At 38.0% G+C, this 25,681-nt stretch carries 26 protein-coding genes; 19 read left to right on the forward strand and 7 right to left on the reverse strand.

All coding sequences use genetic code 11. From position 1 onward, the window contains the following. The first annotated feature begins 36 nt into the window (after positions 1–36). The 12 genes from BT999_RS03965 (at position 37) to BT999_RS04020 (ending at position 13,330) form a co-directional block, all read left to right on the forward strand. A complete protein-coding gene (locus BT999_RS03965) occupies positions 37–1,272 on the forward strand; it encodes a bifunctional 3,4-dihydroxy-2-butanone-4-phosphate synthase/GTP cyclohydrolase II (protein ID WP_072696473.1) in 1,236 nt (411 codons plus the stop codon). A gap of 36 nt (positions 1,273–1,308) precedes the next feature. Further along, positions 1,309–1,779: a 6,7-dimethyl-8-ribityllumazine synthase gene (ribH, locus tag BT999_RS03970; protein WP_072696474.1), complete on the forward strand. Its 471-nt coding sequence runs from the start codon at positions 1,309–1,311 to the stop codon at positions 1,777–1,779. A 9-nt stretch (positions 1,780–1,788) separates the two neighbouring features. Further along, positions 1,789–2,277: a transcription antitermination factor NusB gene (gene nusB, locus BT999_RS03975; RefSeq protein WP_072696475.1), complete on the forward strand. Its 489-nt coding sequence runs from the start codon at positions 1,789–1,791 to the stop codon at positions 2,275–2,277. 135 nt (positions 2,278–2,412) lie between these two features. Further along, positions 2,413–3,888 carry a sodium:proton antiporter gene (locus BT999_RS03980; protein ID WP_281246531.1) on the forward strand — a complete coding sequence of 492 codons (1,476 nt, stop codon included), beginning with the start codon at positions 2,413–2,415 and terminating at the stop codon, positions 3,886–3,888. 108 nt (positions 3,889–3,996) lie between these two features. Then, a complete protein-coding gene (locus BT999_RS03985; RefSeq protein WP_178139309.1) occupies positions 3,997–5,385 on the forward strand; it encodes a peptidase U32 family protein in 1,389 nt (462 codons plus the stop codon). A gap of 16 nt (positions 5,386–5,401) precedes the next feature. After that, positions 5,402–6,109, forward strand: a complete 708-nt coding sequence (locus BT999_RS03990) for a precorrin-2 dehydrogenase/sirohydrochlorin ferrochelatase family protein (RefSeq protein WP_084650579.1) — start codon at positions 5,402–5,404, stop codon at positions 6,107–6,109. Continuing rightward, on the forward strand, positions 6,096–6,956 hold the full coding sequence (gene ccsA, locus BT999_RS03995; RefSeq protein ID WP_072696477.1) for a cytochrome c biogenesis protein CcsA: 861 nt from the start codon (positions 6,096–6,098) through the stop codon (positions 6,954–6,956). Before BT999_RS03990 ends, ccsA begins: the two co-directional genes overlap by 14 nt. Before the next feature lie 86 nt (positions 6,957–7,042). Further along, positions 7,043–8,458 (forward strand): glutamyl-tRNA reductase, encoded by a 1,416-nt coding sequence (gene hemA / locus BT999_RS04000; protein WP_072696478.1) that lies wholly within the window; start codon positions 7,043–7,045, stop codon positions 8,456–8,458. Between the two features lie 7 nt (positions 8,459–8,465). Then, positions 8,466–9,320: a 4-hydroxybenzoate octaprenyltransferase gene (locus BT999_RS04005; RefSeq protein ID WP_072696479.1), complete on the forward strand. Its 855-nt coding sequence runs from the start codon at positions 8,466–8,468 to the stop codon at positions 9,318–9,320. Positions 9,321–9,367: 47 nt separating this feature from the next. Further along, a complete protein-coding gene (locus tag BT999_RS04010; protein WP_072696480.1) occupies positions 9,368–10,786 on the forward strand; it encodes a DNA integrity scanning protein DisA nucleotide-binding domain protein in 1,419 nt (472 codons plus the stop codon). Positions 10,787–10,876: 90 nt separating this feature from the next. Further along, complete coding sequence (locus tag BT999_RS04015; RefSeq protein ID WP_072696481.1) at positions 10,877–12,628, forward strand: methyl-accepting chemotaxis protein; 1,752 nt, start codon at positions 10,877–10,879, stop codon at positions 12,626–12,628. A 12-nt stretch (positions 12,629–12,640) separates the two neighbouring features. After that, a complete protein-coding gene (locus BT999_RS04020; RefSeq protein ID WP_072696482.1) occupies positions 12,641–13,330 on the forward strand; it encodes an ATP-binding protein in 690 nt (229 codons plus the stop codon). Between the two features lie 167 nt (positions 13,331–13,497). Here BT999_RS04020 and BT999_RS04025 read toward each other — a convergent pair whose 3' ends face one another. The 3 genes from BT999_RS04025 to BT999_RS04035 form a co-directional block, all read right to left on the reverse strand. After that, positions 13,498–14,094, reverse strand: coding sequence for a hypothetical protein (locus tag BT999_RS04025; RefSeq protein ID WP_072696483.1), 597 nt, complete (start codon positions 14,092–14,094; stop codon positions 13,498–13,500). A gap of 144 nt (positions 14,095–14,238) precedes the next feature. Beyond that, positions 14,239–14,529 (reverse strand): integration host factor subunit alpha, encoded by a 291-nt coding sequence (locus tag BT999_RS04030; protein ID WP_072696484.1) that lies wholly within the window; start codon positions 14,527–14,529, stop codon positions 14,239–14,241. A gap of 16 nt (positions 14,530–14,545) precedes the next feature. Continuing rightward, positions 14,546–14,977: an HIT family protein gene (locus BT999_RS04035; RefSeq protein WP_072696485.1), complete on the reverse strand. Its 432-nt coding sequence runs from the start codon at positions 14,975–14,977 to the stop codon at positions 14,546–14,548. Between the two features lie 206 nt (positions 14,978–15,183). Between BT999_RS04035 and BT999_RS04040 the strand changes: the two genes are divergently transcribed. Then, positions 15,184–16,239 (forward strand): radical SAM protein, encoded by a 1,056-nt coding sequence (locus tag BT999_RS04040; RefSeq protein WP_072696486.1) that lies wholly within the window; start codon positions 15,184–15,186, stop codon positions 16,237–16,239. 172 nt (positions 16,240–16,411) lie between these two features. Here BT999_RS04040 and BT999_RS04050 read toward each other — a convergent pair whose 3' ends face one another. Beyond that, a complete protein-coding gene (locus BT999_RS04050) occupies positions 16,412–16,969 on the reverse strand; it encodes a tetratricopeptide repeat protein (protein ID WP_072696488.1) in 558 nt (185 codons plus the stop codon). A gap of 273 nt (positions 16,970–17,242) precedes the next feature. Here BT999_RS04050 and flgB point away from each other — a divergent pair, with 273 nt between their 5' ends. From flgB to BT999_RS04080, 6 genes are all read left to right on the forward strand, one after another. Then, the gene (gene flgB, locus BT999_RS04055; protein WP_072696489.1) at positions 17,243–17,653 is read left to right on the forward strand and encodes a flagellar basal body rod protein FlgB; all 411 of its coding nucleotides are present in this window, start codon (positions 17,243–17,245) and stop codon (positions 17,651–17,653) included. Then, positions 17,653–18,090, forward strand: coding sequence for a flagellar basal body rod protein FlgC (flgC, locus tag BT999_RS04060; RefSeq protein ID WP_072696490.1), 438 nt, complete (start codon positions 17,653–17,655; stop codon positions 18,088–18,090). The genes flgB and flgC overlap by 1 nt, the downstream gene beginning before the upstream one ends. Positions 18,091–18,101: 11 nt before the next feature. Next, positions 18,102–18,443, forward strand: coding sequence for a flagellar hook-basal body complex protein FliE (gene fliE, locus BT999_RS04065; RefSeq protein ID WP_072696491.1), 342 nt, complete (start codon positions 18,102–18,104; stop codon positions 18,441–18,443). 64 nt (positions 18,444–18,507) lie between these two features. Continuing rightward, positions 18,508–20,121 (forward strand): flagellar basal-body MS-ring/collar protein FliF, encoded by a 1,614-nt coding sequence (fliF, locus tag BT999_RS04070; RefSeq protein ID WP_072696492.1) that lies wholly within the window; start codon positions 18,508–18,510, stop codon positions 20,119–20,121. Then, positions 20,108–21,121: a flagellar motor switch protein FliG gene (gene fliG / locus BT999_RS04075; RefSeq protein ID WP_072696493.1), complete on the forward strand. Its 1,014-nt coding sequence runs from the start codon at positions 20,108–20,110 to the stop codon at positions 21,119–21,121. The genes fliF and fliG overlap by 14 nt, the downstream gene beginning before the upstream one ends. After that, complete coding sequence (locus tag BT999_RS04080; RefSeq protein ID WP_178139310.1) at positions 21,108–21,896, forward strand: FliH/SctL family protein; 789 nt, start codon at positions 21,108–21,110, stop codon at positions 21,894–21,896. Before fliG ends, BT999_RS04080 begins: the two co-directional genes overlap by 14 nt. A gap of 68 nt (positions 21,897–21,964) precedes the next feature. On the opposite strand, the gene BT999_RS04085 is transcribed toward BT999_RS04080, so the two are convergent. From BT999_RS04085 to BT999_RS04095, 3 genes are all read right to left on the reverse strand, one after another. Next, positions 21,965–23,317: an HD domain-containing protein gene (locus tag BT999_RS04085; RefSeq protein ID WP_072696494.1), complete on the reverse strand. Its 1,353-nt coding sequence runs from the start codon at positions 23,315–23,317 to the stop codon at positions 21,965–21,967. A 26-nt stretch (positions 23,318–23,343) separates the two neighbouring features. Next, positions 23,344–24,627 (reverse strand): dihydroorotase, encoded by a 1,284-nt coding sequence (locus BT999_RS04090; RefSeq protein ID WP_072696495.1) that lies wholly within the window; start codon positions 24,625–24,627, stop codon positions 23,344–23,346. Between the two features lie 94 nt (positions 24,628–24,721). Beyond that, a complete protein-coding gene (locus tag BT999_RS04095; RefSeq protein WP_072696496.1) occupies positions 24,722–25,669 on the reverse strand; it encodes an aspartate carbamoyltransferase catalytic subunit in 948 nt (315 codons plus the stop codon). Positions 25,670–25,681: the final 12 nt, after the last annotated feature.

Raw genomic sequence — 25,681 nt, forward strand, 5'->3', positions numbered from 1 at the left:
TCACAAAAAAATTTATGATACGTTAAGGAGAATAATATGAGTGCTCATTCCCCAATTTGCAGTGCCGAAGAAGCCATAGAAGAAATACGCCAAGGTAAAATGATTATTCTCGTTGACGACGAAGATCGTGAAAATGAAGGTGATTTAACGATTGCCGCCGAATTTATTACTCCCGAAATCATTAATTTTATGGCGATTCACGGACGCGGACTTATCTGTATGCCCCTTGGACCTGAGTGGGTTGAAAAACTCGAGCTTCCACTAATGGCAACAAGAAACGAATCGCAATTCGGTACAAACTTTACTGTTTCCATAGAAGCCAGAAAAGGCGTAACAACGGGAATTTCCGCAGCAGATCGAGCAACCACCATACTTACTGCGATTAAAGATGATGTAAAACCAAACGATATTGTTTCTCCGGGGCATATTTTCCCTTTAAAAGCCCAAAAAGGCGGCGTACTCGTGCGTGCCGGACAAACCGAAGGTAGCGTAGACCTCGCTCGTTTTGCCGGTTTAAAGCCCGGTGCGGTTATCTGTGAAATTATTAATGACAACGGCGAAATGTCTCGTATGCCTGATTTAATTAAATTTGCCGAAAAACATAATCTAAAAATTGCAACAATCAAAGACTTAATCAGGTTGCGCATGCGTACCGGCTTACTCTCTATTCGTTGTCTGGCAGAAGCAAATATCCCAACTCGTTACGGCGATTTTAAAATTATTGCCTTTGAAAACGACTTGAGCAATGACGTTCATATCGCCTTGGTTAAAGGAACTATTGATCCAAGTAAACCAACCTTGGTGCGTGTTCACAGCGAATGTTTTACCGGTGATATTTTAGGTAGTCTGCGTTGTGATTGCGGTCCACAGCTTTCTGTAGCACTCTCAAAAATAGAAGACGAAGGTTCAGGCGTTGTTTTATATATGCGCCAAGAAGGACGTGGTATAGGTTTAGTTAATAAAATCAAAGCTTATGCCTTACAAGACCAAGGTTTTGATACGGTTGAAGCCAATGAAAAACTCGGATTTAAACCTGATCTGCGAGATTATGGTATCGGAGCACAAATTTTAGTTCACTTAGGCATAAAGAAAATGCGTCTTATGACTAATAACCCAACAAAAATAGTCGGACTCGAAGGTTATGGGCTTGAGGTTGTTGAAAGAGTACCGATAGAACTTGCTGCTTGTGAACATAACTCGTTATATTTAAAAGCTAAAAAAGAAAAAATGGGGCATTTATTAAACCTGCCTGATCAAAAATGTAAGAAATAAATAAACAATAAAAAGTAAAAAATTTCGGAGTCAAAAATGCCAAACATGAAAACAATAGAAGGACAAATGGACGCAAAAGGGCTAAAAATAGCCATTCTTGCCACTCGTTTTAATGACTTGATCGTAGACCGTCTTGTTGGGGGTGCTGTTGACTATTTAACACGCCACGGTGCAAGTGAAAATGATATTACGATTATTCGCATTCCCGGTGCGTTTGAAATGCCCATTGTCTGTAAGAAACTTGCACAATCTAAAAAATTTAACGGAATCGTTGCCCTTGGTGCTGTCATTAGAGGTGCGACTCCACATTTTGACTTTGTTGCCAACGAAGCGACCAAAGGCTTGGCACAAGTTTCTTTGGAGTTTGGAATTCCCTTGGGATTCGGACTGCTTACAACCGACAACATAGAACAAGCCATAGAACGAGCCGGAACAAAAGCCGGAAATAAAGGCGTTGATGCCGCCGCCGCCATGTTAGAGACAATAAGAGTCTTGGAAAAAATATAAGAGATTAACATGAGCAAAACCAACGACACAAAATCGCAGACCGGCGGAACAAAAAGCTCTCAACCGAAAAATGCCAGTAGGAAAAACGCAAGAGCCAAAGCCTTTCAAGTTTTATACGGTCTGACTTTTTCTCAAATAGATAACGAAGAAAAATTAAAATCAGCGTTTTTATCTGTTCCGTCTAAAGAAGAAAACGAAGATAACAATATCGAACAAAGCGGCTACGCATGGGACTTAGTCTATGGCGTTTGGCTTAGCCTAAACGACTTGGACAAAAATATTGCCACTTTTTCACAACATTGGCGCATCGAACGTATGGGCAAAGTAGAAATTACTATTTTACGCATAGCTATGTTTGAAATTTTATATCGTGATGATATTCCCCATAAAGTAGCAATTAACGAAGCCTTAGAGTTATCCAAACTTTTTGCCGAAGAAAATTCTAAAGGCTTTATTAACGGAATTTTGGACGGAGTTATAAAGCATAGTAATAATTAACTTTCGTAAAAATCGAGTTTTCCAAATCATAAAATAAGCTTAAAATAAAAGATTGCCATAAAGCTTAGCCTTTTATAGAATAGAACATTGTTTTAAAAATAACATACAACAATTAACTATCCGGGAGGAAAAAAAATGACATTGAAAAGACAATCGGGATTGATGTTAATCTTATCTGCTTTAATGACATTATGTATACCGGCTCTTTGCTGGGCGATTGGAACAAACGCAACGGAGGCTGCACATGTCGCCGACGTTGCACATGCCGCACCACATTTAGACGGTGCGGAACTTAGTATTATGTGGATAATTCCTTTTGCCTGTATGTTGCTATCTATTGCTATTTTTCCACTGGTAGCACCAAATTTTTGGCATCACCATTTTGGAAAGGTTTCTGCTTTTTGGGCGTTAGCTTTTTTAGTGCCATTTACTATATACTATGGCTCTTCTCTCGCTTTATATGAAGTATTACACACTATTTTGGGTGAATATATTCCATTTATTATTTTACTTTTTTCACTCTTTACCGTTGCCGGCGGTGTTCGCTTAAAAGGTTCTTTAGCAGGGACTCCGGCAGTAAACCTAACAATCCTACTTATCGGAACTCTACTCGCTAGCTGGATGGGAACAACCGGGGCGGCGATGTTGTTTATTCGCCCGCTCTTGCGTGCTATTAACCATCGTAAATATAAAGTACATACTGTCGTATTCTTTATCTTTTTAGTAGCTAACATTGGTGGTTCTTTAACTCCTTTAGGCGACCCACCTTTATTCTTAGGGTTTTTAAAAGGTGTACCATTTTTCTGGACAGCTCAACATATGTGGCCAGAAACTTTGTTCGCTGCGACTGTTTTGTTAACTCTTTATTTTGTAATTGATACTGTCTTATACAAAAAAGAAGGTTCCCCTGAAGCCCCTAAAAGTGCTAACAACGAAAAACTTGCTATTGATGGTGGGATAAACCTCTTCCTTTTACTTGGTGTTGTTGCCGCTGTATTAATGAGCGGTATGTGGAAGCCAGGCTCAGGCATAACCGTTTATCACGTTACTATGGAGCTTCAAAACATTGCTCGTGACGTAATTTTAGTTGTAATAGCTCTTTTATCTCTTAAACTTACCACCGCTGAAAATCGTCGTTTAAACGAATTTTCATGGTTCCCGATTGTAGAAGTCGGTAAATTATTTTTAGGTATTTTTATCAGTATGATTCCCGCTATTGCCATTCTTAAAGCAGCTCACAATGGTGCTTTAAGAGATTTAATCTCTCTTGTAACAACCCCAGACGGAAAACCAGTAGACGTTATGTATTTTTGGTTAACGGGTATGCTCTCAAGCTTCTTGGATAACGCTCCTACTTATTTAGTATTTTTTAATACTGCCGGTGGTGATGCAGTTAAGTTAACTACTGAAGCTATCAGCACTCTAGTGGCAATCTCTGCCGGTGCTGTATTTATGGGTGCAAACACTTATATTGGTAACGCTCCAAACTTTATGGTGCGTTCTATCGCTGAAGACAGCGGTGTTAAGATGCCTAGCTTCTTTGGCTACATGGCCTGGTCATTCGGTATCCTCGTTCCGTTATTTGCAATAATGACAGTTATATTCTTTTAATTTTAAAAAAAATATACTATAAAAAACCACTACATACCGGCAGCTTGCTATTATGTAGTGGTTTCTGTATAGTAATTGTAAATATTTTATCTCAAAATGGATTCCAAAGTGCTTCAAGAAACACACCGCAAAAATACTTCAATCAAGTTGCCGGAACTGCTTGCACCGGCAGGCAACTTTGAAAAATTTAGAACAGCCCTGCTCTATGGGGCTGATGCTATTTATATGGGTAGCGAAAACCTTAACTTAAGAGCAAGTGCCGATGGTGTTTCTTTTAGCCAATTAAAAACAGCCGTTCTCGAAGCAGAGGCAAAAAAAGCAAAGATATATTATTGTTTAAATGCCCTGCCTATGGAAAAACACCTTAAAAATATTCCCAGCGAAATAGAACAAGCGGCACTCGCAGGGGTGCATGGTTTTATCATTGCTGACCCCGGCGTTTTAAGGCTGGCTAAAAAATATGCTCCTCAAATAGAAATTCATCTTTCAACTCAAGCCAATACCACCAACAGCGAAAGTATTAATTTTTGGAAAGAACAAGGTGTAAGTCGTGTCAATTTAGCCAGAGAACTCTCTTGTTCGGATATTTATCGCTTAAGAAAAAAATGTCCCGATACAGAGCTTGAAGTTTTCGTTCATGGTGCTATGTGCCTTGCGGTTTCCGGTCAATGTTTGTTATCGGCTTGGCTTAATAACCGCCCGGCAAACTTAGGACGTTGTACCCACCCTTGTCGTTTTGAATATAAAACCTTGGAAGCCAAACCCAAAACACAATGTGATAGTTGTGATGGCGATTTATATCCCGAAACAGAATTAAGCGTGAGTGAACGCAAAAGACCAAACGAACGAGTTTGGACTATAGATCAAGATCGTGATTATGCAAGATTTTGGTCGCCACAAGATTTATGTTTGTTGCCTTATCTGCCTTGGTTTGTAAAAAATAAAATTGACTCGATTAAAATCGAAGGACGTATGAAAAGCTCGGCTTATGTCGCCTATGTTGTTAATGTGTATCGGGCGGCGTTAAATCAGCTTTCCACGCTTACGCAAAACAATAGCCTAAACTTGTTTGATTCAAGTGCATACTTGCAAGAACTTTTCAGCACAGCCACCAGACCTTTGGGTTCAGGCTTTTTTATTCCAAATATGCGACTTAATTTTAATGAGACAGAACCCGGAACAGAAAACGCTCACAACACCAACACCAAAGGGCAACGCCTTCTCGCTCGCATACTTGATTTGGATCAACAAAAATTTGCCGAAGCCGCCAAAGAAAAAGGCGACTGGAATATTGAAATAAAAGGAACTTGGGATAGTAGCCTTCCGGCTGAATTAATGTTGCCAAACTTTAAAAAAGTTATACTAGAACCCAATAGTTACAGCCTCGAAAATACAAGAGGCGAAAAAATAAGCGTCCTACACTCAGGCGTTAGGGCAAGGTTAAAAGCCAATAACCCCGAACTCATAGCCGGAATTTTTATCCGCTCAACTCTTTAAGCTGTTAATTTTTAGCATGATACAAAGACAAGCCATGCAATACCTGCCTATAAATATAAATCTAACTCAAGCTCGCATATTAATAGTTGGTGCTGGTGAAGTCGGTATGCGTAAAACCTTGTCGGTTTTGCAAGCCAAACCCAAAGACCTGCTTTTATTAGATTTAATCTCGTTAACAAAAGAAAAATTGGAATGCATAAAACAACAGACAGAAAACAATAACTTTATTTTTGAACAAAGAAATGTTGCCGATAGCGATATTTTAGGACGTAACTTAGTGTTTGCCTGTACAAACAATAAAGAAATCAACCACTTTATCGCTGATTTATGCAACCAAAACAATATACTATGTAACATTATTGACTCACCGGAACTTAGCTCTTTTATTGTTCCCGCCCATTTTTCACATAACGGATTACAACTTAGCATTTCAACATCAGGACAAAGCCCGGCTCTGGCAAGAGTCATACGTCAAGAACTAGAAGGTTTTATCACAGACCGTTTTGATAAGACACTAAAATTACTTGGTAAATTACGCCCCTTGCTTTTAGAACTAAATTTCAATACAAAAGAGAATACAAGAATTTTTAGAGAGTTAATTGCCTCTGAGTTAATGAACCAACTTAATCAAAACCAAGTCGGCGAGGCTCAAAAAACCTTATCAAAACTCCTTCCATCTCAATTACATAACCGTATCGGAGACTTGCTCCATGATTGCACTTAGCATTATCGCCCTTTATACTTTAAGTTTTTTCCTTGTGTTGATCGCTATTCAGTTTAAATATGACAAGCTAAAAAATCTGTCTTATTATCTGACGATTTTGGGTTTTATTATTCACGGCTATCTTTTAATCGCTTCGCTCTTTGATTCAACAGAAGCTAACGCCGAAATTTTTATCATGGATTTTTCCAATAACCTCACAAAAGGTTATTATTTACGCCTACTCTCTTTTGGTTTGGTTTTAATTTATATTATTTTCAGGAAAAAACTTGGCTTTAAATTGCTTTCCGTAACGATTTTACCGCTTTCTCTCTTGCTTTTGGGTTTATCTTTTAAAGTTGCCAACGTGAAAAGTAATCTTCCACCCGACTTATCACAGCTTTTTTTAAACTTTCACATTGGTGCATTTTTTATTAGTTTTGCCCTTTTGGTTTTAGGTTTTGCCGCAAGCGTATTCTTTCTTTACAGCGAAAACAAAATTAAACATAAAAAAAATCGTTTGAAAGAATTTGACCCCGACCTTCCCGCCTTGGCTACCTGTGATAATGTTAATCAGCTTGTTACGGTTTTGGGTTTTCCTCTTTATACTTTGGGCTTAGCCTCAGGTTTTATCTGGGCGGGTTCAACTTGGGGAAAGACCATAAGTTGGGACGCAAAAGAACTTATTTCAATTTTTAACTGGCTTTGTTTTGCCTATTTGTTTTATCTTCGCTTGGCTTTAAACATGCGAGGTAAGAAAACAGCTTTATTATTAATTTTAGTCTTTTGTATTGCTATTTTGTCTTTATTAAGTAACTTTTTTATAGACAGTCATCATAATTTTTTTACAAGCAACAGCACAAAACCTTAAAAACTTTGTCGCTCGGAAAATAAGCCTATCTTAGAGTTAAAAACCCCCTTCTAAACCTCAACTTATTCCAATCTGTTCACAACACTATGAAAAAAGAAATATTTATCCTCGGTTTAAATCATCATTGTGCTGACGTTTCCATTCGAGAATCTTTTGCCCTTTCTGACCCTGAGGTAAAGGCAAAATGTTTACTACCCGTAAAGCCTTGTATGAAACGCAACCCACAAGAATGTTGGGAAAAACAAAAAGAATATCAAACGCAAAGCAATAAAAAACATGCGGAAGAGCCTTGTCCTTCTTTTGACAAGTGTCAACAAACCTATACTTGTCCCGTTCAAGAATGCCTGATTTTATCTACCTGTAATAGGGTCGAACTCGCCATAGTCGGAAAAAACGAAAGTGCCGCCGACTACATGCTTGAACTTTGGGCAAAGGCAAGGAATAAAACCGCCTCTGAGTTAAAGTCTCATGTCTACATACATAAAGGCTTTGATGCGGTAAAACACTTATTTAGCGTTGCCTCAAGTTTAGACTCGCTCGTGCTTGGCGAACCTCAAATTTTAGGACAGCTAAAAGACGCTTATCGTAAAGCCGTTGATGACAAACAAACAAAAATTATTCTTAATCGTCTCTTACATAAAGCTTTTTTTGTCGCAAAAAGAGTGAGAACAGAAACAGCCGTCGCCTCGAGTGCGGTTTCTATTAGCTATGCCGCCGTTGAGTTAGCAAAACGTATTTTCGGCAACATGGAAAGTTATACCGCTATGTTGATCGGAGCGGGAGAAATGGCGGAATTATCCGCAACCCACCTGATTAATGCCGGAATTTCAAATTTGATTGTTGTCAACCGAACTTTGGAACGAGCCGAAGAATTAATTAAAAACTTCCCGCAAATAAACGCTAAAGCCATTGACTTTAATCAACTTATTCCGGCACTGCAAGAAGCAGACATCATTATCAGCTCAACCGGAGCACACGAACCCATAATAAACGCCGATCAGGTTAAAGAAGTTTTAAAAAAACGCAAACAACGCCCCATGTTCTTTATTGACATCGCCGTTCCAAGAGATATTGATACAAACGTAAACGAGCTTGATAACGTTTATCTTTATGATATTGACGATTTAAAAGACGTTGTTGAAGAAAATCTTGCTCAAAGACGTAGCGAAGCCGAAAGAGCCAAAAAAATCGTCGAAGAAGAAACACATAAATTTTGCACATGGTTGCGTTCTCTTGACCTTCAACCAACTATCGTCGAGCTTTTAAATCGCTCTGATGAAATCGCTACGGAAGAATTAAATAAAACATTAAAGAAATTACCACAATTGGACGAACAAAGCAGAGAAGCCCTTCAAATTATGTTGGCGGCTGTTGTCAAAAAAATAAATCATGAACCCATTACCTTTTTAAAACAGAAATTTGAAGAAGAAAGCGGAACGCAATATATTGATATAACGCGGCAAATGTTCAAACTTGATTCTCAGCTCAAGGCTAAAAAATAAACTTTGTATGACAAAACTAAAAACATTTTTTGCTTTATGCAGAATGATTAAAATAGAGCATTCCATTTTTGCTCTGCCTTTTGCGTGGTTTGGCTTATTTGCGGCTCAAGACACCTTTCCCTCTTTATTGACCTTTATTGTTTTCAGCTTGGCTATGGTTTGCGGGCGTTCATTCGCAATGGGTATAAATCGCATTCTTGATGTCAAGATTGACACAGAAAACCCAAGAACCTTGATGCGTCCTTTGGTCACCGGCGAAATAACAAAAAAACAAGCTCTTATCTTTAGCCTCAGCATGGGAGTTGGGCTTTTGATTTTTTCGGCTTTATTGAATATTAAGTGTGTTATCTTGGCAATAATTATTTTATGCCTGTCGGTATTATATAGCTATGCCAAACGCTTTACCTTTTTATGCCACTTTATACTTGGTTTAATTTTAGGGCTTTCGCCTGTCGCCGGGTGGCTTGCAACAGGAACGGAACTTACTCTTACCCCTATTTTAATCGGTCTTGGAGTAATGTTTTGGGTTGCGGGCTTTGATATTATTTATGCCTGCCAAGATTTTGAATTTGATTTAAAACAAGGTCTAAATTCTTTTCCGGTAAAATACGGACTCAACACAGCTTTAACTTTTGCCGGTTTTTTTCATATAAATACGATAATCTTTTTCCTTTTATCCGGCTTGGCGTTAAACCTTAATTTTTACTGGTATCTTATCATGGCTACTGTGAGTGGTCTTCTGATTTGGCAACACAAATTAGTCAGCCACACAAATCTATCAAAAGTAAATATAGCTTTTTTTTACATTAATGCTATTATTTCACCATTAATCTTATTAGGCTTTATTCTTTGTTCTCCCTAAACATCGTGTAATTACTGATTTTTTTAACTCAAACATATAATAAACTCATGGAAAGAAAAAAACATAAACGTATTATCGCTCAAACCCTTGCCGCCTTATCAAGGGGGCTGGGCGTATTTTTTGGCTCTAACCGTATCGCTTTAATCATTAAACTAAAAAATAACAGTACGCCTGAAATCTATGATCCTAGCGGTTTATTAGACGAAAACACAGAGCAAATACAGCGTTTTTTAAAATCTCCAACCCTTAAAAAAGAGTTAAAGCAAGCTAACTGGATAACAAACCTCGATTATAACCTCCTTCCAAATTTAAAAATTGCAAATACTATCAGTTTTGGCTGTAATATGAAACATATCGCCATGCAATATTGGATAGTCGAGCGACAATCTGACTTGTGTTCAAAAGAACCTATTTTGCGTTGGCTTGAGTTTGCCGCAAGCCAGCTACATCTTGATATTATGGACAAAAAAAATCTGCGTGAAAATATCTCAAATTTGGCAATAGAAAGTTACGCCATGCACGCAGTAAGAGACCATTTAAGCGACTTAAGAACCCAAGCACTCGGAATGGACGTTGCTTTATCTTTTTATAATATTTTAGATACAATAATAAATATCGCAAGCACCAGAGAAGAAGGGGCTTGGGCAAGAGGCGGAATAGCCTTTGTAGACCCAAGCGTTATTGATCATGTAAATTTTATGGCGTCATTTCCAAGCCATGAACAACCAACTCTCGAAGATATAAAACATTGTCGCAAGCTCATACAAGCGGTTGAAGGTTCTACACGTTTACTAATTTCCGACGGAACAACAATAGTCGGAATAAGCCAAAGCCAGTTACCCAAAGGAACAGTGGTCGCTGATTTTAAAGGGCGTTTTGGATTTTTGCGTTTTGATAATAAAACCATTTGTGCTTTTACTGAAAGTGGTTTTGTGGGAACAAATCGTCGACCAAACTTAGATACGCTTGAACGCTTATTACACACCTTTCAACTTTCGGAAGAAGAAGCCAACGCCCTGCTTAACTGTAGCTTTAATATTGTCGAATATGCTCAAGGGAGAAAACACGGCTGTTCTATTGTTCTAGACTTAGGCGAACCACCAACTTATATTTCGGGTTTATCACTCACCAGCCCGCTAGACTTAAAAATTCCCGAAAACATCTCTTTAAGTGCCTCTTTTGCTAAAATTGACGGTGCGTTACATATCAATAAAGAGGCTCAACTTTTAAGCTTTGCCAGTTTATTAGACGGTCCAAGCATGGCACAAGAATGCAGAGGCCGCGGAGCTCGTTATAACAGTGCTTTACGCTTTAGCGCCAGACACCCTGATGTTGTCGTAATTGTTGTCTCGTCTGATCGCCCGATTTCAATCATATATAAAGGAAGTGAATACAATAGGTTGATAGGCAAAGAAATAACCTTTTGCCCCAAAAACCAACCAGATTCAACCCAGTTTAGTGAATAAACAATAATTATTCCCATTTACAAAAACAAAAAAAAGTATATTTTAATCTAAACCATCATATAAAAAATTACACACACCGGAGTTAAAAATATGGCAACAAGTTTTGGCATTAATAAAAAAATAGGCCTTATCTTCTTTGCATTATTACTAGTTATAATGTTTATGGCAGGTCTTTTTATTGTAAACAGTAAAAACTTATCTCAAAGCATAGAACGCAATAATACCGCACAAGAAATTATTAAAAACGTTCTCGGAAGAGAAATAGACCACCTGCGTTGGGTGAATTCCGTACAAGAATATGTATTCAACAATGACAAAAAAACCCTCTCTGTGCAACAAGACCCTCATAAATGTGCCTTTGGAGTTTGGTATTACGGAGAAGGCAGAAAAGAAGCCGAAAAACTTTTCCCTGAACTTATTCCTTTATTAAAAAACATAGAAGCCTACCATTCTGCCATGCACCAGAGTGTTCCTACTATCATCAAATTTCATGAAGCAGGGGACACCGTGCAATCGGTAAAAACCTTTGAAGACATTACTCTAAAAAACTTATCAGGGCTGCGCGAAATTTTTACGAAAATTAGAAATATCCTGCAAACAGAATCAAATAAAACACTAGAAACACTAGCAAAAACTACAAAAAACTCTCTAAATATAACTTATATCGGCGTTGCTTTTGCTATTGTTTTAGCTGGTATTTTCTGGCTTATCATGTCAAAAATTATTACAAAACCAATTATTCAACTCTCTACCTTTGTTAACAACTTCTCAGCCGGCAAAGATACCTTACCTCTTGAATTAAACAGAGGCGACGAAATCGGTATTCTTTCAACCGGTCTCAACAATATGGTAGATAATATCACCACTATGTTGAAAAGTGCAGAAGAAAAAAATAAAGAAGTCCAAATGCACCTTGAACATGCAAAAACTGCTACTGAAAAAGCCAATCAGGCACTTTTAGAAGCAGAAAAAGCTAAAAAAGAAGGAATGCAACAAGCAGCGGATAGTCTCGAAAATATCGTTGAACAAGCCAACAATACTGCACATATTTTAGCAGAAAAAGTTATTCAAGCCCATAAAGGCTCAGAGTTACAGTGTATCAAACTTGCCGAGTCTTCAAGTGCCATGCATGAAATGACCAGTACGGTAATCGAGGTTTCACGAAACGCCTCTTTAGCCTCAAATAGTGCCTCAGAAACCAGACAAAATGCCGATAAAGGCTCAAGTATTGTAGACGCTACAATAAAAGCTATCTACGAGGTCAGTCAAAAGGCACAAGTTATGTCTCAAGAAATGAATGTCCTAGGCGAACAAGCCCAAGGAATAGGTCAAATCATGACTGTTATTACAGATATTGCCGATCAAACAAACTTACTGGCTCTTAATGCGGCGATAGAAGCAGCCAGAGCCGGAGAAGCCGGAAGAGGCTTTGCCGTTGTTGCCGATGAAGTTAGAAAACTCGCCGAAAAAACTATGGCAGCCACAAAACAAGTTGGCGACGTTATCAGAGAAATTCAAAAAAGCACAACCAACAACATACAAACTATGTCAGAAGCCGGCGTGGTTGTAATGAAAAGTTCAGATCTGGCAAAAGAAGCCGGACAAGCCCTTGTTGATATTGTAAAAATAGCCGAAGCGACCTCAGATAAAGTATTATCTATCGCCACGGCAAGCGAAGAACAATCGCAAGCAAGTGAAGAAATAAACCAAGGCATGTCGGCAATTCACAGATTTGCTAACGAAAACACAGAGTTAATGGTTGATGCAACCAAATTAGTAGAAGAGTTATCACAACTTAACGAATCTATTTCTTCGCTCGTTACTGAATTTAAAAAGTCATAAGACATATTTAAAATGAAACAACTACGCAATATTGTTGAAATTAATGAAGAACTCTGTAACGGTTGCGGGCTTTGTGTACTTGGTTGTATGGAAGGGGCAATAGAAATTATCGACGGCAAGGCAAAACTTGTTAAAGAAATCTATTGCGACGGGCTTGGTGCCTGTTTAAGTCATTGTCCAACGGGTGCATTAAAAGTAATTCAGCGAAAAGCCGAAGCTTTTGACGAAAAAGCAACCATTGAATATTTAAAGACAAAGAAAACACAAAGTTGCCTCAGCACGGCACAAAACAAGCCTCTTGATAAAACAGGGGAAAAACTTAACGGCAGTCTCAATAACTGGCCTTTTAAGATACACCTTGTTTCCCCTGACGCCGAGTTTTTGAAAAATGCCGATATACTAATCTGTGCAGATTGTGCGGTAGCTTTGGCAAAAAACTTTCATGCGGAATATCTTCAACACAAAGTTCTGCTGTTAGCTTGTCCAAAGCTTGAAAACTTTGATAATTACCAGCCAAAACTTGAGGCGATCTTTAAAAATGCCAATATGCGTTCGTGTACTGTTTTACGAGTAGAAGTCCCTTGTTGCAGAGGGTTGGCTGCTGCGGTAGAAAATGCCATAAAAACTAGCGGTTCAAAAATAAAAGCCAAGCATATTATTTTAACCAGAGAAGGAAAAGAGGCACTTAGCCCCTTTTTATAACCACATGAAATAAATATAAAAAAAGTCCGTTATAAAACCAAGCGTTTTTATAGCGGACTTTTTATTTTATCAGACTAACTTTTATCAAATTAACACCATTGCAAAACTCTGTTTTGGAGTGTCTTTCTGACGAAAGCCACTTTGAGCCTATTGTGCAATAGTCTCAATTAACACGGAGCGATACTCATTTTTATTGCTTGTATGGTCGTTCGCATTTTCAGGGAATAATCACCAACATTACGAATAATAATATTGATCAAATACAATTCATCAGCTTGCAAAAGCATATGAAGGTAATATTGAGTTTCCTCATCAACCTTAAAGCTTTGCATTACAAAAGTATCTTCGGCATGAAAGTCATCATAAGGTTCATAACCGCCTTCATCAACAAAACGTTGGAATAATCCACGTTGGTCTTGAATATAATCGCTAGAAGAAAAAGAAGCCGCCTGTTCCGGACTAATAGAAAAGACTGAAACAGAAACTAAAACAGAACCATCAGCATTTTTGGCTCTAAACCTATCGCTTTCAAAAGGTACCCATTCAACAGGCAAGGCAATACAAAGATTACCGGCAAGCGGGTGTACCTCCATAACCATTTTAAAATCGCTAGATTCATCCATTGTTGGCGGAGTTAAGAGTTTATTATTATCGGCTCGAACAGTATTCTGATCAGTGTTTTGTACAGAGGCTTGCTTGTTGTCATTTGTTTGATCTAAGTTTTTTGTTTCTTTTTTCTTAAATAAATTGCTAAAAAATCCCATAACATCTCCACATCTTGTATTTCTTATAAAAAAATACAACAAAAGACAACGCAACAAAAGACAACGCAACAAAAGGCAACACCAGCAGAATGACTATTGGATAAAGCCAAAAATCTTATAACAAGCTTTTATTTTATAATAAAATTAGCCGTTTAGCTCTTCTCTAAACTTACGAGAAAGTCTAAATACAACAACTTTACGCGGAGGTAAAGTAATAGACTCATCAGTTTGAGGGTTTCTGCCTCTGCGAGCAGTCTTTCCGTAAGCTTCAAACTTTCCGAAACCGCTAATTAACAAGGCATGATCTTTTTTTATAGAATTTTTCATAATGTTGAGTAAATCTTCAACAATATCTTTTACTTCAGCACGGTTACGATTAACATTTTCGTAAATTCCGTCTACTAAATCAGCCTTTGTTAAAGTCGTTGCATTCATAGTAACTTCTCCCTTATTATTTTATTAAACTTGAAAGTTTATTTGCAATTTCAAGCATTTGATTTGTATCTTTATATTGATTGCCCGCCCAACAATAAAGCCCATCAGAATCATTGCGAGGAATAATATGCCAATGAGCGTGCATTACTACTTGCCCGGCAGAAGGAAAGTTATTTTGCACTAAGTTAAAGCCTGTTCCTAAACCGCTCTCAATAATGCTTTTGCCGATTTTCTGAGAAATCTTAATTAATTCAGAATAATATTGTTCGGGCAAGTCTAAAAGATTTTCATAATGTCCTTTGGGAATAATTAAAGTATGCCCGGGTTTAATCGGACTTACGTCTAAAAATGCCAAAATAGTTTCATTTTCAAAAACCTTTGAAGAAGGAATAATCCCTGATATGATCTTGCAAAAAATACAATCTTGGTTTAATGGCTGTTTTTGCATTTTATCCCTTTAGATTCTACAATATTCATTATAATATAAGGTATTATTATATTTTTTTATCAATACTGGCAAGCATTATTCTCCTATTTACGAAAATAAATTCTTACTGTAAGCTATACTCTCAACTAACTTTTTAATAACACAAACTAAATATTTACCATATATTAAAACAATTAAAAGTTTTATCACACACAAAAGGCTTATCTATGTTTTTCAACGCTCCGGACAATAAAAAAAAAGAAACTATTTTGCCGTTTTTTTTACCTTATGCCGGTTGCAAACAAAGATGCATTTTTTGTGCTCAAGAAAAACAAACAGGTATAAAAACGCTTAAACCTTTTAATTTAAAAGACGAAACTCAACGTTTAGATATTTTTTTATCAGCATATCAAAAAAAAACTCAGACTCTTAAAAATAAAAACGTAGAACTCGCTTTTTATGGCGGAACTTTTACCGCCCTGCCAAACGAAGCTCAACTCGCCCTTTTAAAAACGACACAAAAATATCATAACAATGTTGAAAACGGTTTCTTAAGTAATATTCGCTGTTCCACAAGACCAGACAGTATCGAAAAAGATTGGCTTATTACCTTAAAAAGTTTTGGGTTAAGCATGATCGAACTTGGCATTCAAAGTTTTTCTGACGAAGTTCTCAATGCGGTTCGCAGGGGCTATTCTGCAAAACAGGCAATAAGTGCCTGTGAAATAGTAAAAAACTCCGGCTTAAACTTGGGTATTCAGCTTTTACCAAACTTACCCAGACAAACCCCAACCATGTTTTTAAACGACCTTGATTGGGTCAAAAGGCTCAAACCAAAATCATTACGCCTTTATCCCTGTCAGGTAATCAAAGGTGCCGAGCTTGAGACGGTTTGGCAGAAAAAAGAATTTAAAATTTGGAACCTTCCCTTAATCACAATCTTATTCAGTCAAGCTCAATTAATGGCGTGGGAAAATAAAATAACAATTATCCGCATGGGCTTGTCTCCTGAACCCGAGCTTGAAAAAGCAACAATAGCAGGATTAAACCACCCCGCTCTTGGGCAAATTATCAGAAGCCAAGCTTTATTAGCTTTTATAAGTCAAAAAATTATCTATTATAAAGCCTTACATAAAAGCAAAATTAATAAAATTTTTATCCCCAAACGTTATCAAGGCGAACTTTTTGGACACGCCAATAAACTCGAAGCAATCTATCAAACACTCGGTATCACACGTTGCAAGATAAAATTTTGGCAAAACAATTTTTTTATGCTCAACTAAAAAAGACTCCCCGATATTTGGCGCCAGCTCAAAATATACGGAGAGTCAATTGGGGAGGGGAATTTTTACGGCTTTTTTGCCATATTCCTCTTATGGGTTATTCGTATGCGTTTAACCGTCTAAGCTTTTTCTTAGGCTGGCAGGTTAAAACAAAATTTAAAAATATAAATAATTAGGCAATATTTGCAAGCAGGGTTTGTGCGGCTTCGTGTTTAGGGTTTTGAGCCATAATCGCCTGTAAATATTTTTTTGCTTCTTCTTTACGCCCTAAAGCGACAAGACAACCGGCTAAAGTAAAGTTTACAGCATCACTTTCTTTTATCTTTAAGCAGTTTTCAAGAACAGTTACAAGCTCAGACAAGCGACCTTGAACATGAGCAATTTGAACTAAACAGTTCATAGCAACCATGTTTTCAGGATTAATTTCAAGGGCTTGTTTAAAATTAGCATAGGCCGCATCATAATCTTTGCGTTCCATTTGTACTAAACCCATTCCGGCTAAAGCTTTATCACTTTTTTCAATGCCGGCGGCTTTACTGTATTGGGCATAAGCAGCATCATAATCACCACGTTGCACATAAATAGTTGCTAAACCTAAAAAAGGAGCTGCAATATCATCAGCACTCTGGGCAGCTTTTTGATAATATTCTTCAGCTTTATCATAATCGCCCATGTGTAAATAACATTCGCCCAATTCTTTGTTAATTTCATAATCAATATGATTGCTCATTGTGTTTCCCCTCATACTTAAATGTTATACTTTATTGGTTTGACATAAAATGCTGGCACTAGGAAAAGTATTCCAAACTTTCACTGATATATAGAAAAGAGCATTTCTTGTGCCAATAGCGAACAGCCTGTATTTTGACACTGTTATAAAATAATTTTCAGACAACATATTGATTTTATTTGATTTATCAAATTGGAACGCTTTTTGCTTCTCTATTTTGCGTAAGTTTATAAAAAAACGGAACTTTTTTCCGCAACGCAAAGGATAAAGCACATGAAAACACTATTTGAACCCCACTTGGCTCTTGCAGGCAGAGTTCTCGACATGCAACTTGAGCGTCAGAATGTTGTCATGAGTAACCTCGCAAATATACAGACCCCGGGATACAAGTCAAAAGAGCTTCATTTTGAAAAAGAACTTCAATCAGCCTTGGGAATTGATGCAAGAGGTAAAATGAGTCGAACCTCTCCACGCCACCTACCGTCAGTATTTAACCCCAACACTTTTGAAGCAGACTTAAATACACAGTTTGAACCACGTGTCATTGATGGTCTTGATGCTGTTAATTTAGATAAAGAAATGGCGGCTATGGCTAAAAATTCTCTACAATATAACACACTCACAACCGTAATTAAAAGTGGCTATGACGGTGTAAAAAACATCATACAAGAAGGACAAAAATAATGGACTTTATGACTGCTCTTGATATAGGTGCTTCTGCTCTTTCTGCTGATCGTACCTACTTAAATATTATTTCCATGAACCTTGCCAACGTTAAAACAACCAGAACAGCCGAAGGCGGACCTTATCGCAGAAAATCGGTAGTTATGGCGGCAACAGATGTAGACAGCTCTTTTAGTCGACAAATGCAAAGTGCCTTAGACAGAGAACTAAAAGGCGTAAGGGTAATGGATATAGTCGCCGACAAAAGACCGGAAAAAGAAATATACGAACCCGGACACCCGGACGCCAACCAAGACGGAATAGTTAAATATCCCGATATTAACGTAGTTGAAGAAATGGCACACATGATGACTGTTCAAAGAAATTATGAGGCCAACGTAGCGACGATGGATACCGTTAAAGCTATGTATAACAAAGCCTTAGAAATAGGTAGATAAAGGAGGACAACATGGGTTTTAACAATAACACACAAAATACGGCTCTAAAAGCCTATTCCGAAGCTCAGGCAAATTTTGACAGAGCAGATAGATCTAACCGCTCTCAAATGTTGCAAACTAAAACCATACCGGTAAACAGCTTTGAAGAAACTTTTAAAAGTTCTCTAAATACCGTCAATAATATGCAACGAGAAAAAAATACCATGATAGAAGCTTTTGCCTCTGGTGAACAACAAAATGTTCATGAATTGATGATTGCTTTACAAAAAGCCGGCTTAGCCATGAATATGACAACGGCTGTACGTAATAAGCTGATGGACGCCTATCGTGAACTCAGCAAGGTTCAGTTTTAATTAATATTAACCAATAGTTTAACTTAAAAAGTCAATATATCTTTTCTTCTGTGGAGTACGTCATATGTCTTTTAATACAGTGCTTGAACAACTTAAAAATTTTTGGTCTCGTTTTACGACCTCTCAACGTTTTCTTATAAGTTTTTTGGCAGTCGCCTTTGTTGTTGCTTTTGCCGCTTTGGTTTGGTGGGTAGGTCAACCCGACTATCAAGTACTCTATAGTAATCTGGCACAAGAAGATGCCGGACGCATAGTGAAAGTGTTGCAGGCAGAAAAAGTTTCATATCGACTTGAAAACGGGGGAACAACCATTAGCGTTCCTTCAAATCTGGTTTATGAAACAAGATTGAAAATAGCCGGAGAAGGTACTGTTCAAGGACAAGGCGTTGGCTTTGAAATATTTAACGATGTAAAAGTCGGACAAACCGATTTTATTCAAAAAATAAACTATCAAAGAGCCTTACAAGGCGAACTCGCAAGAACTATTTCAGAATTTCCAAGCGTTGAATCAGCCAGAGTCCACCTTGTTATTCCACGTCGTAGCCTCTTTGTTGAAGAAAAACTTCAACCCTCTGCATCAGTAGTTATAAAGCTCAGAGAAGGCTCAAAAATAGACCCAAAAGAAGTTCAAGCTATCGTTAACTTAGTTACCATGTCTGTTGAAGGTATGGATAGAAACCGCATCACAGTAGCGGACTCAGGCGGAAGAATCTTATTTGAACCGGCAGAAGACGGAAGCTTAGTCGGAACAAGCTCGACTCAACTTGATCATAGATTATCAGTACAACAAAGTATAGAACGCCGCATTGAGGAAATGCTTACCCCCATTATCGGTCAGGGAAAAGTAATTGCTAAGGTTAACGCCGACCTCGATTTTAGCCAACGTACATTCAGAAAAGAACTTTTTGACCCCGATAAAACCGTTGTACGCTCTGAACAAAGAAGCGAAGAATCAACCCAAGGGCAATCAAACTTAAATGCCGGTGTTCCGGAAACTAACTTTAGAGGTGATGGACTCGGAAACGGACAAAGCAACCAAGCTAGCAACCGTGAATCTCGTACCACCAACTTTGAAATTAACAAAGAAGAACAAAGCATAGTCGGTCAAGTCGGTGAAATAACAAGATTAAGTGTTGCCGTTATTGTTGACGGAGTTTATAACACAAACCCCGATACCAACGAAACAGTTTTCAGCCCTCGCTCAGATGAAGAAATGAAACGCATTAAGTCTTTAATTGCCTCGGCTGTTGGCTTTGACAGTGCAAGAGGAGACAGTATAGAAGTTAGCAGTATTGCTTTTTCAGAAAGCGAATCTTTACCTGATTTAAGTGTTGGCGAAGTAATGTCTGATTACGCCTTACGCTTTGGCAAGCCATTCTTAAACGCCCTGCTTATCTTCCTCTTCCTTGTAATGGTTGTACGCCCTGTGGTCTTGGCTCTAATTAGACCAAAAGTCGAAGGCGAAATGCTTGAGGGGCTCGAAGGTTTACCTATGGGCGAAGAACGCTTAGCCCTTATTGAGGGAATAGCCGAATCTGAAGTATTTGAAGCAATTCAAAAAATAGAAGATATTAAAGCACACGCACTCCAGCTCTCTGAGCAAAACATGGAACAAGCTGTAAGCATTATTCGCCAATGGTCAAAAGAACCAGAAGGAGCAAAAGGTGCAAAACGATAATAACTCCACCTTAAACGGATTACAAAAAACCGCTGTTTTATTATTAACCTTAGGCGACAAATTTGCAGCAGAAGTATTTAAACGTATGGAGCGTCAAGAAATTGCCGCAATCTCAAAAGCCATAGTAGCTATTGATGTTGTACCCAAAGAAGAAGTAGAAGCTGTTTTAAGAGAGTTTCATTATAGCATGATCAGCGGACGCGAAGAAGTACGCGGTGGTTCTGAGACTGTTAAACGCTTACTCTTGAAAAACCTTGACAGCGATACAAGCAAGTATGTTATCGATACGCTTGGTTTAAGTTCAAGTACTGCTCCTTTTAGAGATATAGCCAATATCAGCCCTCGTTTCCTTGCTCAAATATTAAGGAACGAACACCCGCAAACTCTGGCTCTTTTACTCGGACACTTAGCACCGGAACAAGCATCAGGTTTATTACAAAACCTTCCTGCCGGTTCTCGCTCAGAAATATTAATGCGTTTGGCAAGATTAGAAGCTGTTTCTGATGAAATGCTCGCCGCTGTTGATAAAGTATTACAAAGTCAGGTTATTGCCATGGGCGGAAAAGAAGGACGCAAAGTCGGTGGTGTTCAATCTGTTGCCGAAATACTTAACTCATGCGACAGGGCAACCGAAGAAGAAGTCTTGGCAGAAATCGAAGAAGAAGCCGCTCAAATGGCAGAAGACATCAGAAACCTCATGTTCGTATTCGAAGATGTCAAAGCGCTTGATGATCGTTCTGTACGTGAACTCTTAAAAGAAATCTCAAACGAAGATATGACTATGGCACTCAGAGGTGCTTCTGATGAATTAAAAGAAATCTTCTTTAAGAATATGTCCGAACGTGCCTCCGCAATGATCAGAGAAGATCTTGAAATTATGGGACCAACCAAACTCGCTGATGTTGAAGCGGCACAACAAAATATTGTTAAAGCCGTTCGCAAACTTGAGGGAGAAGGAAAAGTCGTTGTTAGCCGCGGAGGTGGTGATGTCTTTGTCTAATCAAAATATTAATACAGAGGCAATGCCGTTAAATCAGGCTGCTGTCCCAATAAATCAAACTTCAAAAACACATGGTTCAAGCACGGTTTTTATGGGACCAAACCCCTTGCTTGAAGTATCGCTAAAAAACTTAAGCGGTAGTTCAAATGCAAAAATCTGGGACGAAAAAACAGAAAAAGAATATTTGGAACGTATCAAAAAACAAGCTATCGCTAAAGCTACTGAGATTATTAGAGATGCGAAAGCAGAATCTGAACAACTCTATAAAGATGCCAAAGAAAAAGGCTATACTGATGGTTTAAGCGAAGCTAAAAACGAGCTTGAAGAATTTAGAAAAGAGCTTGGGGCAAACGTAGGGTCTGTGATTGAAGCCATACAAGGACAAAGTTCTAAAATCTTTGATAAATATAGAGAAGATTTGGTAATTTTAACCAAACAAGCCGTAGAAAAAATTCTTGCTTATGAATTATCAGAAGAAAAGAAACTTGTTTTGGAAAAGCTCTTCCGAGAGGCAATGCTCAAACTTGATAATAGAAATAATGTTATTATTAAGGTTAACCCTGATGATGAATTTATTATTAATGATATTATAAGTAGTGCTTCTTTAAAATATCCCGACTTAAAAATATGGCGAGTACAAGCAGACTCGAATATTCAAAGCGGTGGAATTTTACTGGAAACTCAAGATTCTTTAATAGACAACAGAATAGAAAGTCGAACTCAAATAGTTAAAGAAGTTTTAGACAGCCTGAACCTTAATGAAAATATTCTATAAAACAAACTAAAAAAAGAGCGGTGTAATTTAATTATACCGCTCTTTTTTTTATGTAAATCTATCTAAAACTATTTCTTTTTTTCTTTTATTGATTTAACCAGTGCCATAACAAAATCAACCGCATCAGGAATTGATTTTACCTCACCGGATATTTGAGCTTTTAACAAAGCATCACGAATTTCACCTATCTCTTTACCGGGTTCAAAGCCACTAAAATCCATAATCTCATTACCGTTTAAAAGAGGTTCGTTCATCGACTCTGGGTTTAAAGCTTTTTCAAGGTATTTGATATTATGATTATATGCCGTATAACTTCCGTCTCTGGATTTAATATCAGCCTGATACATCGCCATTATACGTTTATTGTCATCTATCTGATTAAACTTACGCAAACCACGGTCTGTTAAAGTAAAAGAAAACGCAATATGATGTTTTACTAAGTGGCAAATTGCAGCACTTTCATCAGCAGGAATATTCAAACGTTTAAGAATACTCCTTACAATTTGAGCTCCAACAGTATGATGTTGATAAAAAGTCCACAGACCTCTAAAATAGTCGGCTGTATAAAGCTTACCTACATCATGGAAAAATACGGCAAAAGTTCCAAGCCAATCATCTTCCCACTCGCCCTGAGGATAATGTTTCATACAAGCGATAGTATGATCAAAAACATTTTCAGTCGCATCAGAACTATCGTTTCTGGTTTGCATAACTCTTGATAGTGCTGAAACTTCAGGAATAATACCGTGTAAAATATGAGCGTCAAAAAGTAGTTGGGCAAATTTCCACATTTTTTTTGGCTCAACCAAACGCCATTCTTTTATAAAGTCATTTGGCGAAGTATAATCAAGCAAATCTTGGGCACTTCTTAATATCGCCATCCAAGTAAGCGGTTCAATCGGAAGTTCATAGTTGGCAGCATAACGCAAGGCACGTAAACCCAATAAATAATCACGTTTTATTGTCTGTTCGGGAAGTCCGACTATACTAACAAAACCACTTGAAAAATCATTAAAACCTTCAAACTCATTCTGGCTGATCGGCGTACAACCTCTGGATAAGCCAACGTTTGCCATGCCCGCTTGTTGCATACGCTTTAACATACCCGGAGTTATCCAGATAAAAAGATTTTCAGGATTGGCAGAATCGGCACTATTTAAACTATAAAAGGTAATCTGCACGTTATTGCTTTCCAAAACGCCCACAACCCCAAGGTCAAAAGAAGAATTTAAAGAGGAAAAAAGAGGTTTTAAATCATCAAAACTCGCCTTACAGGCAATATCAACCGCAGGCATTATTCCGTTTTCTTCACTCGCTTCCAATATTTCTGATTGTAACTTTGCATTTACAACATAAGCATCAAAGCCGTTACGCATTAAAATTTTTGCTATACTTAAAGCTTCTTTATAAGCTGAATTCATTAATCAAATCTCCTTAAATTACTTATCTAAGCTATAAGCGGACGCCCTGAGAGCCAATGTTGTTTAACTCGCCCGGTTATCTGTTCGCCAAGCCAAGGGGTGTTTACGCTCTTTGATTTTAAAGTATCACGCCCAACAACCCACTTTTCATCAGGGTCAAATAAAAAGAAATCAGCAGGATCGCCAACTTCAAATCTATTAACCGGCAAGTTAAATAAAGAGGCGGGAGCCGTTGACCAAATTTCAACCATGCGAGTTAAAGAAATAATTCCCTTTTTAACAAGTTCAAAGCTTAAACTAACAGCTAAATCCAATCCTGTAAAACCAAAAGGTGCTTCGTCCAAAGTTTTTTCTTTTTCATGAGCCGCATGCGGAGCATGATCAGTAACCATTATGTCAATAACCCCTTCGGCAAGTCCAAAACTTAAAGCAACCACGTCATTAATCGAACGTAAAGGCGGGCTGACTTTATAATTGGCATCATATCCGCTTAAAGCAGTATCATCTAACAATAAATAATGCGGACAAGTTTCGGCCGTTACTTTAACTCCGCGTTTTTTTGCCCAACGTATTAACTCAACTGATTGTGCAGTGCTAATATGAGCTAAATGAACAGGAAGGTTTAAATATTCCGCCATTAAAATATCACGGGCAACATGCAAAGATTCGGCAACAACAGGTTGACCTTTTAAGCCCAAACGCCCCGAACTAATGCCTTCATTCATAACCCCGCCTTTGGCAAGGCTTAAATCTTCACAATGATCAATTACCAACATATTTAGATCAGCGGCATACTCCACCGCATGACGAAACAAATCGGAATTTTCCATAGGGCGACCGTCATTGGAAAACGCAATGCAACCGGCTTCTTTCAATTCCGCCAAAGGAGCCAATTCTTCTCCTTTAAGTCCAACTGTCAAAGCTCCGACAGGGTATAAAAAAGGACCTTGAGGAAAAGCTTTATTCGCTTGTTCAAGCATAAAACGAGTAACGCTCGCCGAATCATTACAAGGCTTGGTATTTGCCATGCACATAATTGCACTAAATCCACCATAAGCCGCCGCCGTTAAACCGCTTTGAATATCTTCTTTATATTCATAACCAGGTTCACGCATATGCGTATGGGCATCAATAAAACTCGGAAAACACAATAAACCTTTGGCATCATAGTGTGGAGTATTTTCAGTATGATTAATTACTCCGACCTTATCGACCCGATTAATTTTTCCGTCTAAAACCAAAATGTCTTTAAGCCCTTCGGAATTTCCGGCTAAAATTACATTTTTTAAAAGCAGATTATTTGTAAACATTAAAAAATTCCTCAGCTGTTTAACTACGTTGAATCAAATCAGAATCATTATTTTGCAATAGTTTTAATATATTCTTATATCTAAAAAAGATAAATTATACTTTTTCGTTACGAGTCAATAAGGCAAATAAAATACTCATGCGAGTGGCAACACCGGCCGCCACCTGTTCTAAAATTAAGCTTTCCGGCGAATCTGCCAACTCAGAAGAAATTTCTAAACCTCGATTAATAGGTCCGGGGTGTAAAACTTTGACAATATTACCGGAGTTTTCAAGATGTTTTTGAGTTAGGCAATAACGCTTGGAATATTCATTCAAATCAGGTAAAAGACCCGCCTGTTGACGTTCTAACTGAAGACGCAGGCACATAATCGCATCAACATCTTTAGAAGCCTTATCTAAGTCAGTAAATACTTCAACGCCCCACTCTTCTATCCCTCTTGGCAGTAAAGTGCTTGGAGCACAAACCTTAATTTTAACTCCAAGCATTGTTAAAAGATGTATATTGGAACGGGCAACCCTACTGTGAGCAATATCGCCCAAAATTAAAACTTTTTTATCGGTAAAATCACTTTTAAAATAACGACGCAAACAGAAACAATCGAGCAGGGCCTGGGTCGGGTGAGCGTGCCAACCGTCTCCGGCGTTAATTACTGAACAATCAAGTCGTTCTGCTAAAAATTGTGCCGCTCCGCTGGCAGAATGGCGAATAACAATCGCATCTGGCGTCATAGCTTCCAAGGTTAACGCAGTATCCTTAAGGCTTTCTCCCTTACTGATACTGCTTCCGCTTTTTGCCAAAGAAAAAGTATCGGCTGAAAGGCGTTTCCCTGCTACATCAAAAGAAGTTTTTGTACGCGTACTCGGTTCGACAAAAAACATAATTACGCTTTTACCACGTAAAGTAGGCACTTTTTTGATCGGGCGAGTATTAAGCTCATAAAATTGTTCTGCATTATCCAAGAGATACATTACATCAGCTTCTTTTAAAGCAGTAACGTCGATTAAATCTTTATGTTTCCAAACGTAACTTTGTGTCTGCATATAAAAACACCA

It is taken from the genome of Desulfovibrio litoralis DSM 11393, assembly GCF_900143255.1.
Classification (GTDB): Bacteria; Desulfobacterota; Desulfovibrionia; order Desulfovibrionales; family Desulfovibrionaceae; genus Frigididesulfovibrio_A; species Frigididesulfovibrio_A litoralis.

Bases quoted from the DNA above. Each gene is read 5' to 3' on its own strand.
- BT999_RS03965 (WP_072696473.1), top strand. From the start codon at position 37: ATGAGTGCTCATTCCCCAATTTGCAGTGCCGAAGAAGCCATAGAAGAA.
- ribH (WP_072696474.1), top strand. From the start codon at position 1,309: ATGCCAAACATGAAAACAATAGAAGGACAAATGGACGCAAAAGGGCTA.
- nusB (WP_072696475.1), top strand. From the start codon at position 1,789: ATGAGCAAAACCAACGACACAAAATCGCAGACCGGCGGAACAAAAAGC.
- BT999_RS03980 (WP_281246531.1), top strand. From the start codon at position 2,413: ATGACATTGAAAAGACAATCGGGATTGATGTTAATCTTATCTGCTTTA.
- BT999_RS03990 (WP_084650579.1), top strand. From the start codon at position 5,402: ATGATACAAAGACAAGCCATGCAATACCTGCCTATAAATATAAATCTA.
- ccsA (WP_072696477.1), top strand. From the start codon at position 6,096: ATGATTGCACTTAGCATTATCGCCCTTTATACTTTAAGTTTTTTCCTT.
- hemA (WP_072696478.1), top strand. From the start codon at position 7,043: ATGAAAAAAGAAATATTTATCCTCGGTTTAAATCATCATTGTGCTGAC.
- BT999_RS04005 (WP_072696479.1), top strand. From the start codon at position 8,466: ATGACAAAACTAAAAACATTTTTTGCTTTATGCAGAATGATTAAAATA.
- BT999_RS04010 (WP_072696480.1), top strand. From the start codon at position 9,368: ATGGAAAGAAAAAAACATAAACGTATTATCGCTCAAACCCTTGCCGCC.
- BT999_RS04015 (WP_072696481.1), top strand. From the start codon at position 10,877: ATGGCAACAAGTTTTGGCATTAATAAAAAAATAGGCCTTATCTTCTTT.
- BT999_RS04020 (WP_072696482.1), top strand. From the start codon at position 12,641: ATGAAACAACTACGCAATATTGTTGAAATTAATGAAGAACTCTGTAAC.
- BT999_RS04025 (WP_072696483.1), bottom strand. From the start codon at position 14,094: ATGGGATTTTTTAGCAATTTATTTAAGAAAAAAGAAACAAAAAACTTA.
- BT999_RS04030 (WP_072696484.1), bottom strand. From the start codon at position 14,529: ATGAATGCAACGACTTTAACAAAGGCTGATTTAGTAGACGGAATTTAC.
- BT999_RS04035 (WP_072696485.1), bottom strand. From the start codon at position 14,977: ATGCAAAAACAGCCATTAAACCAAGATTGTATTTTTTGCAAGATCATA.
- BT999_RS04040 (WP_072696486.1), top strand. From the start codon at position 15,184: ATGTTTTTCAACGCTCCGGACAATAAAAAAAAAGAAACTATTTTGCCG.
- BT999_RS04050 (WP_072696488.1), bottom strand. From the start codon at position 16,969: ATGAGCAATCATATTGATTATGAAATTAACAAAGAATTGGGCGAATGT.
- flgB (WP_072696489.1), top strand. From the start codon at position 17,243: ATGAAAACACTATTTGAACCCCACTTGGCTCTTGCAGGCAGAGTTCTC.
- flgC (WP_072696490.1), top strand. From the start codon at position 17,653: ATGGACTTTATGACTGCTCTTGATATAGGTGCTTCTGCTCTTTCTGCT.
- fliE (WP_072696491.1), top strand. From the start codon at position 18,102: ATGGGTTTTAACAATAACACACAAAATACGGCTCTAAAAGCCTATTCC.
- fliF (WP_072696492.1), top strand. From the start codon at position 18,508: ATGTCTTTTAATACAGTGCTTGAACAACTTAAAAATTTTTGGTCTCGT.
- BT999_RS04080 (WP_178139310.1), top strand. From the start codon at position 21,108: ATGTCTTTGTCTAATCAAAATATTAATACAGAGGCAATGCCGTTAAAT.
- BT999_RS04085 (WP_072696494.1), bottom strand. From the start codon at position 23,317: ATGAATTCAGCTTATAAAGAAGCTTTAAGTATAGCAAAAATTTTAATG.
- BT999_RS04090 (WP_072696495.1), bottom strand. From the start codon at position 24,627: ATGTTTACAAATAATCTGCTTTTAAAAAATGTAATTTTAGCCGGAAAT.
- BT999_RS04095 (WP_072696496.1), bottom strand. From the start codon at position 25,669: ATGCAGACACAAAGTTACGTTTGGAAACATAAAGATTTAATCGACGTT.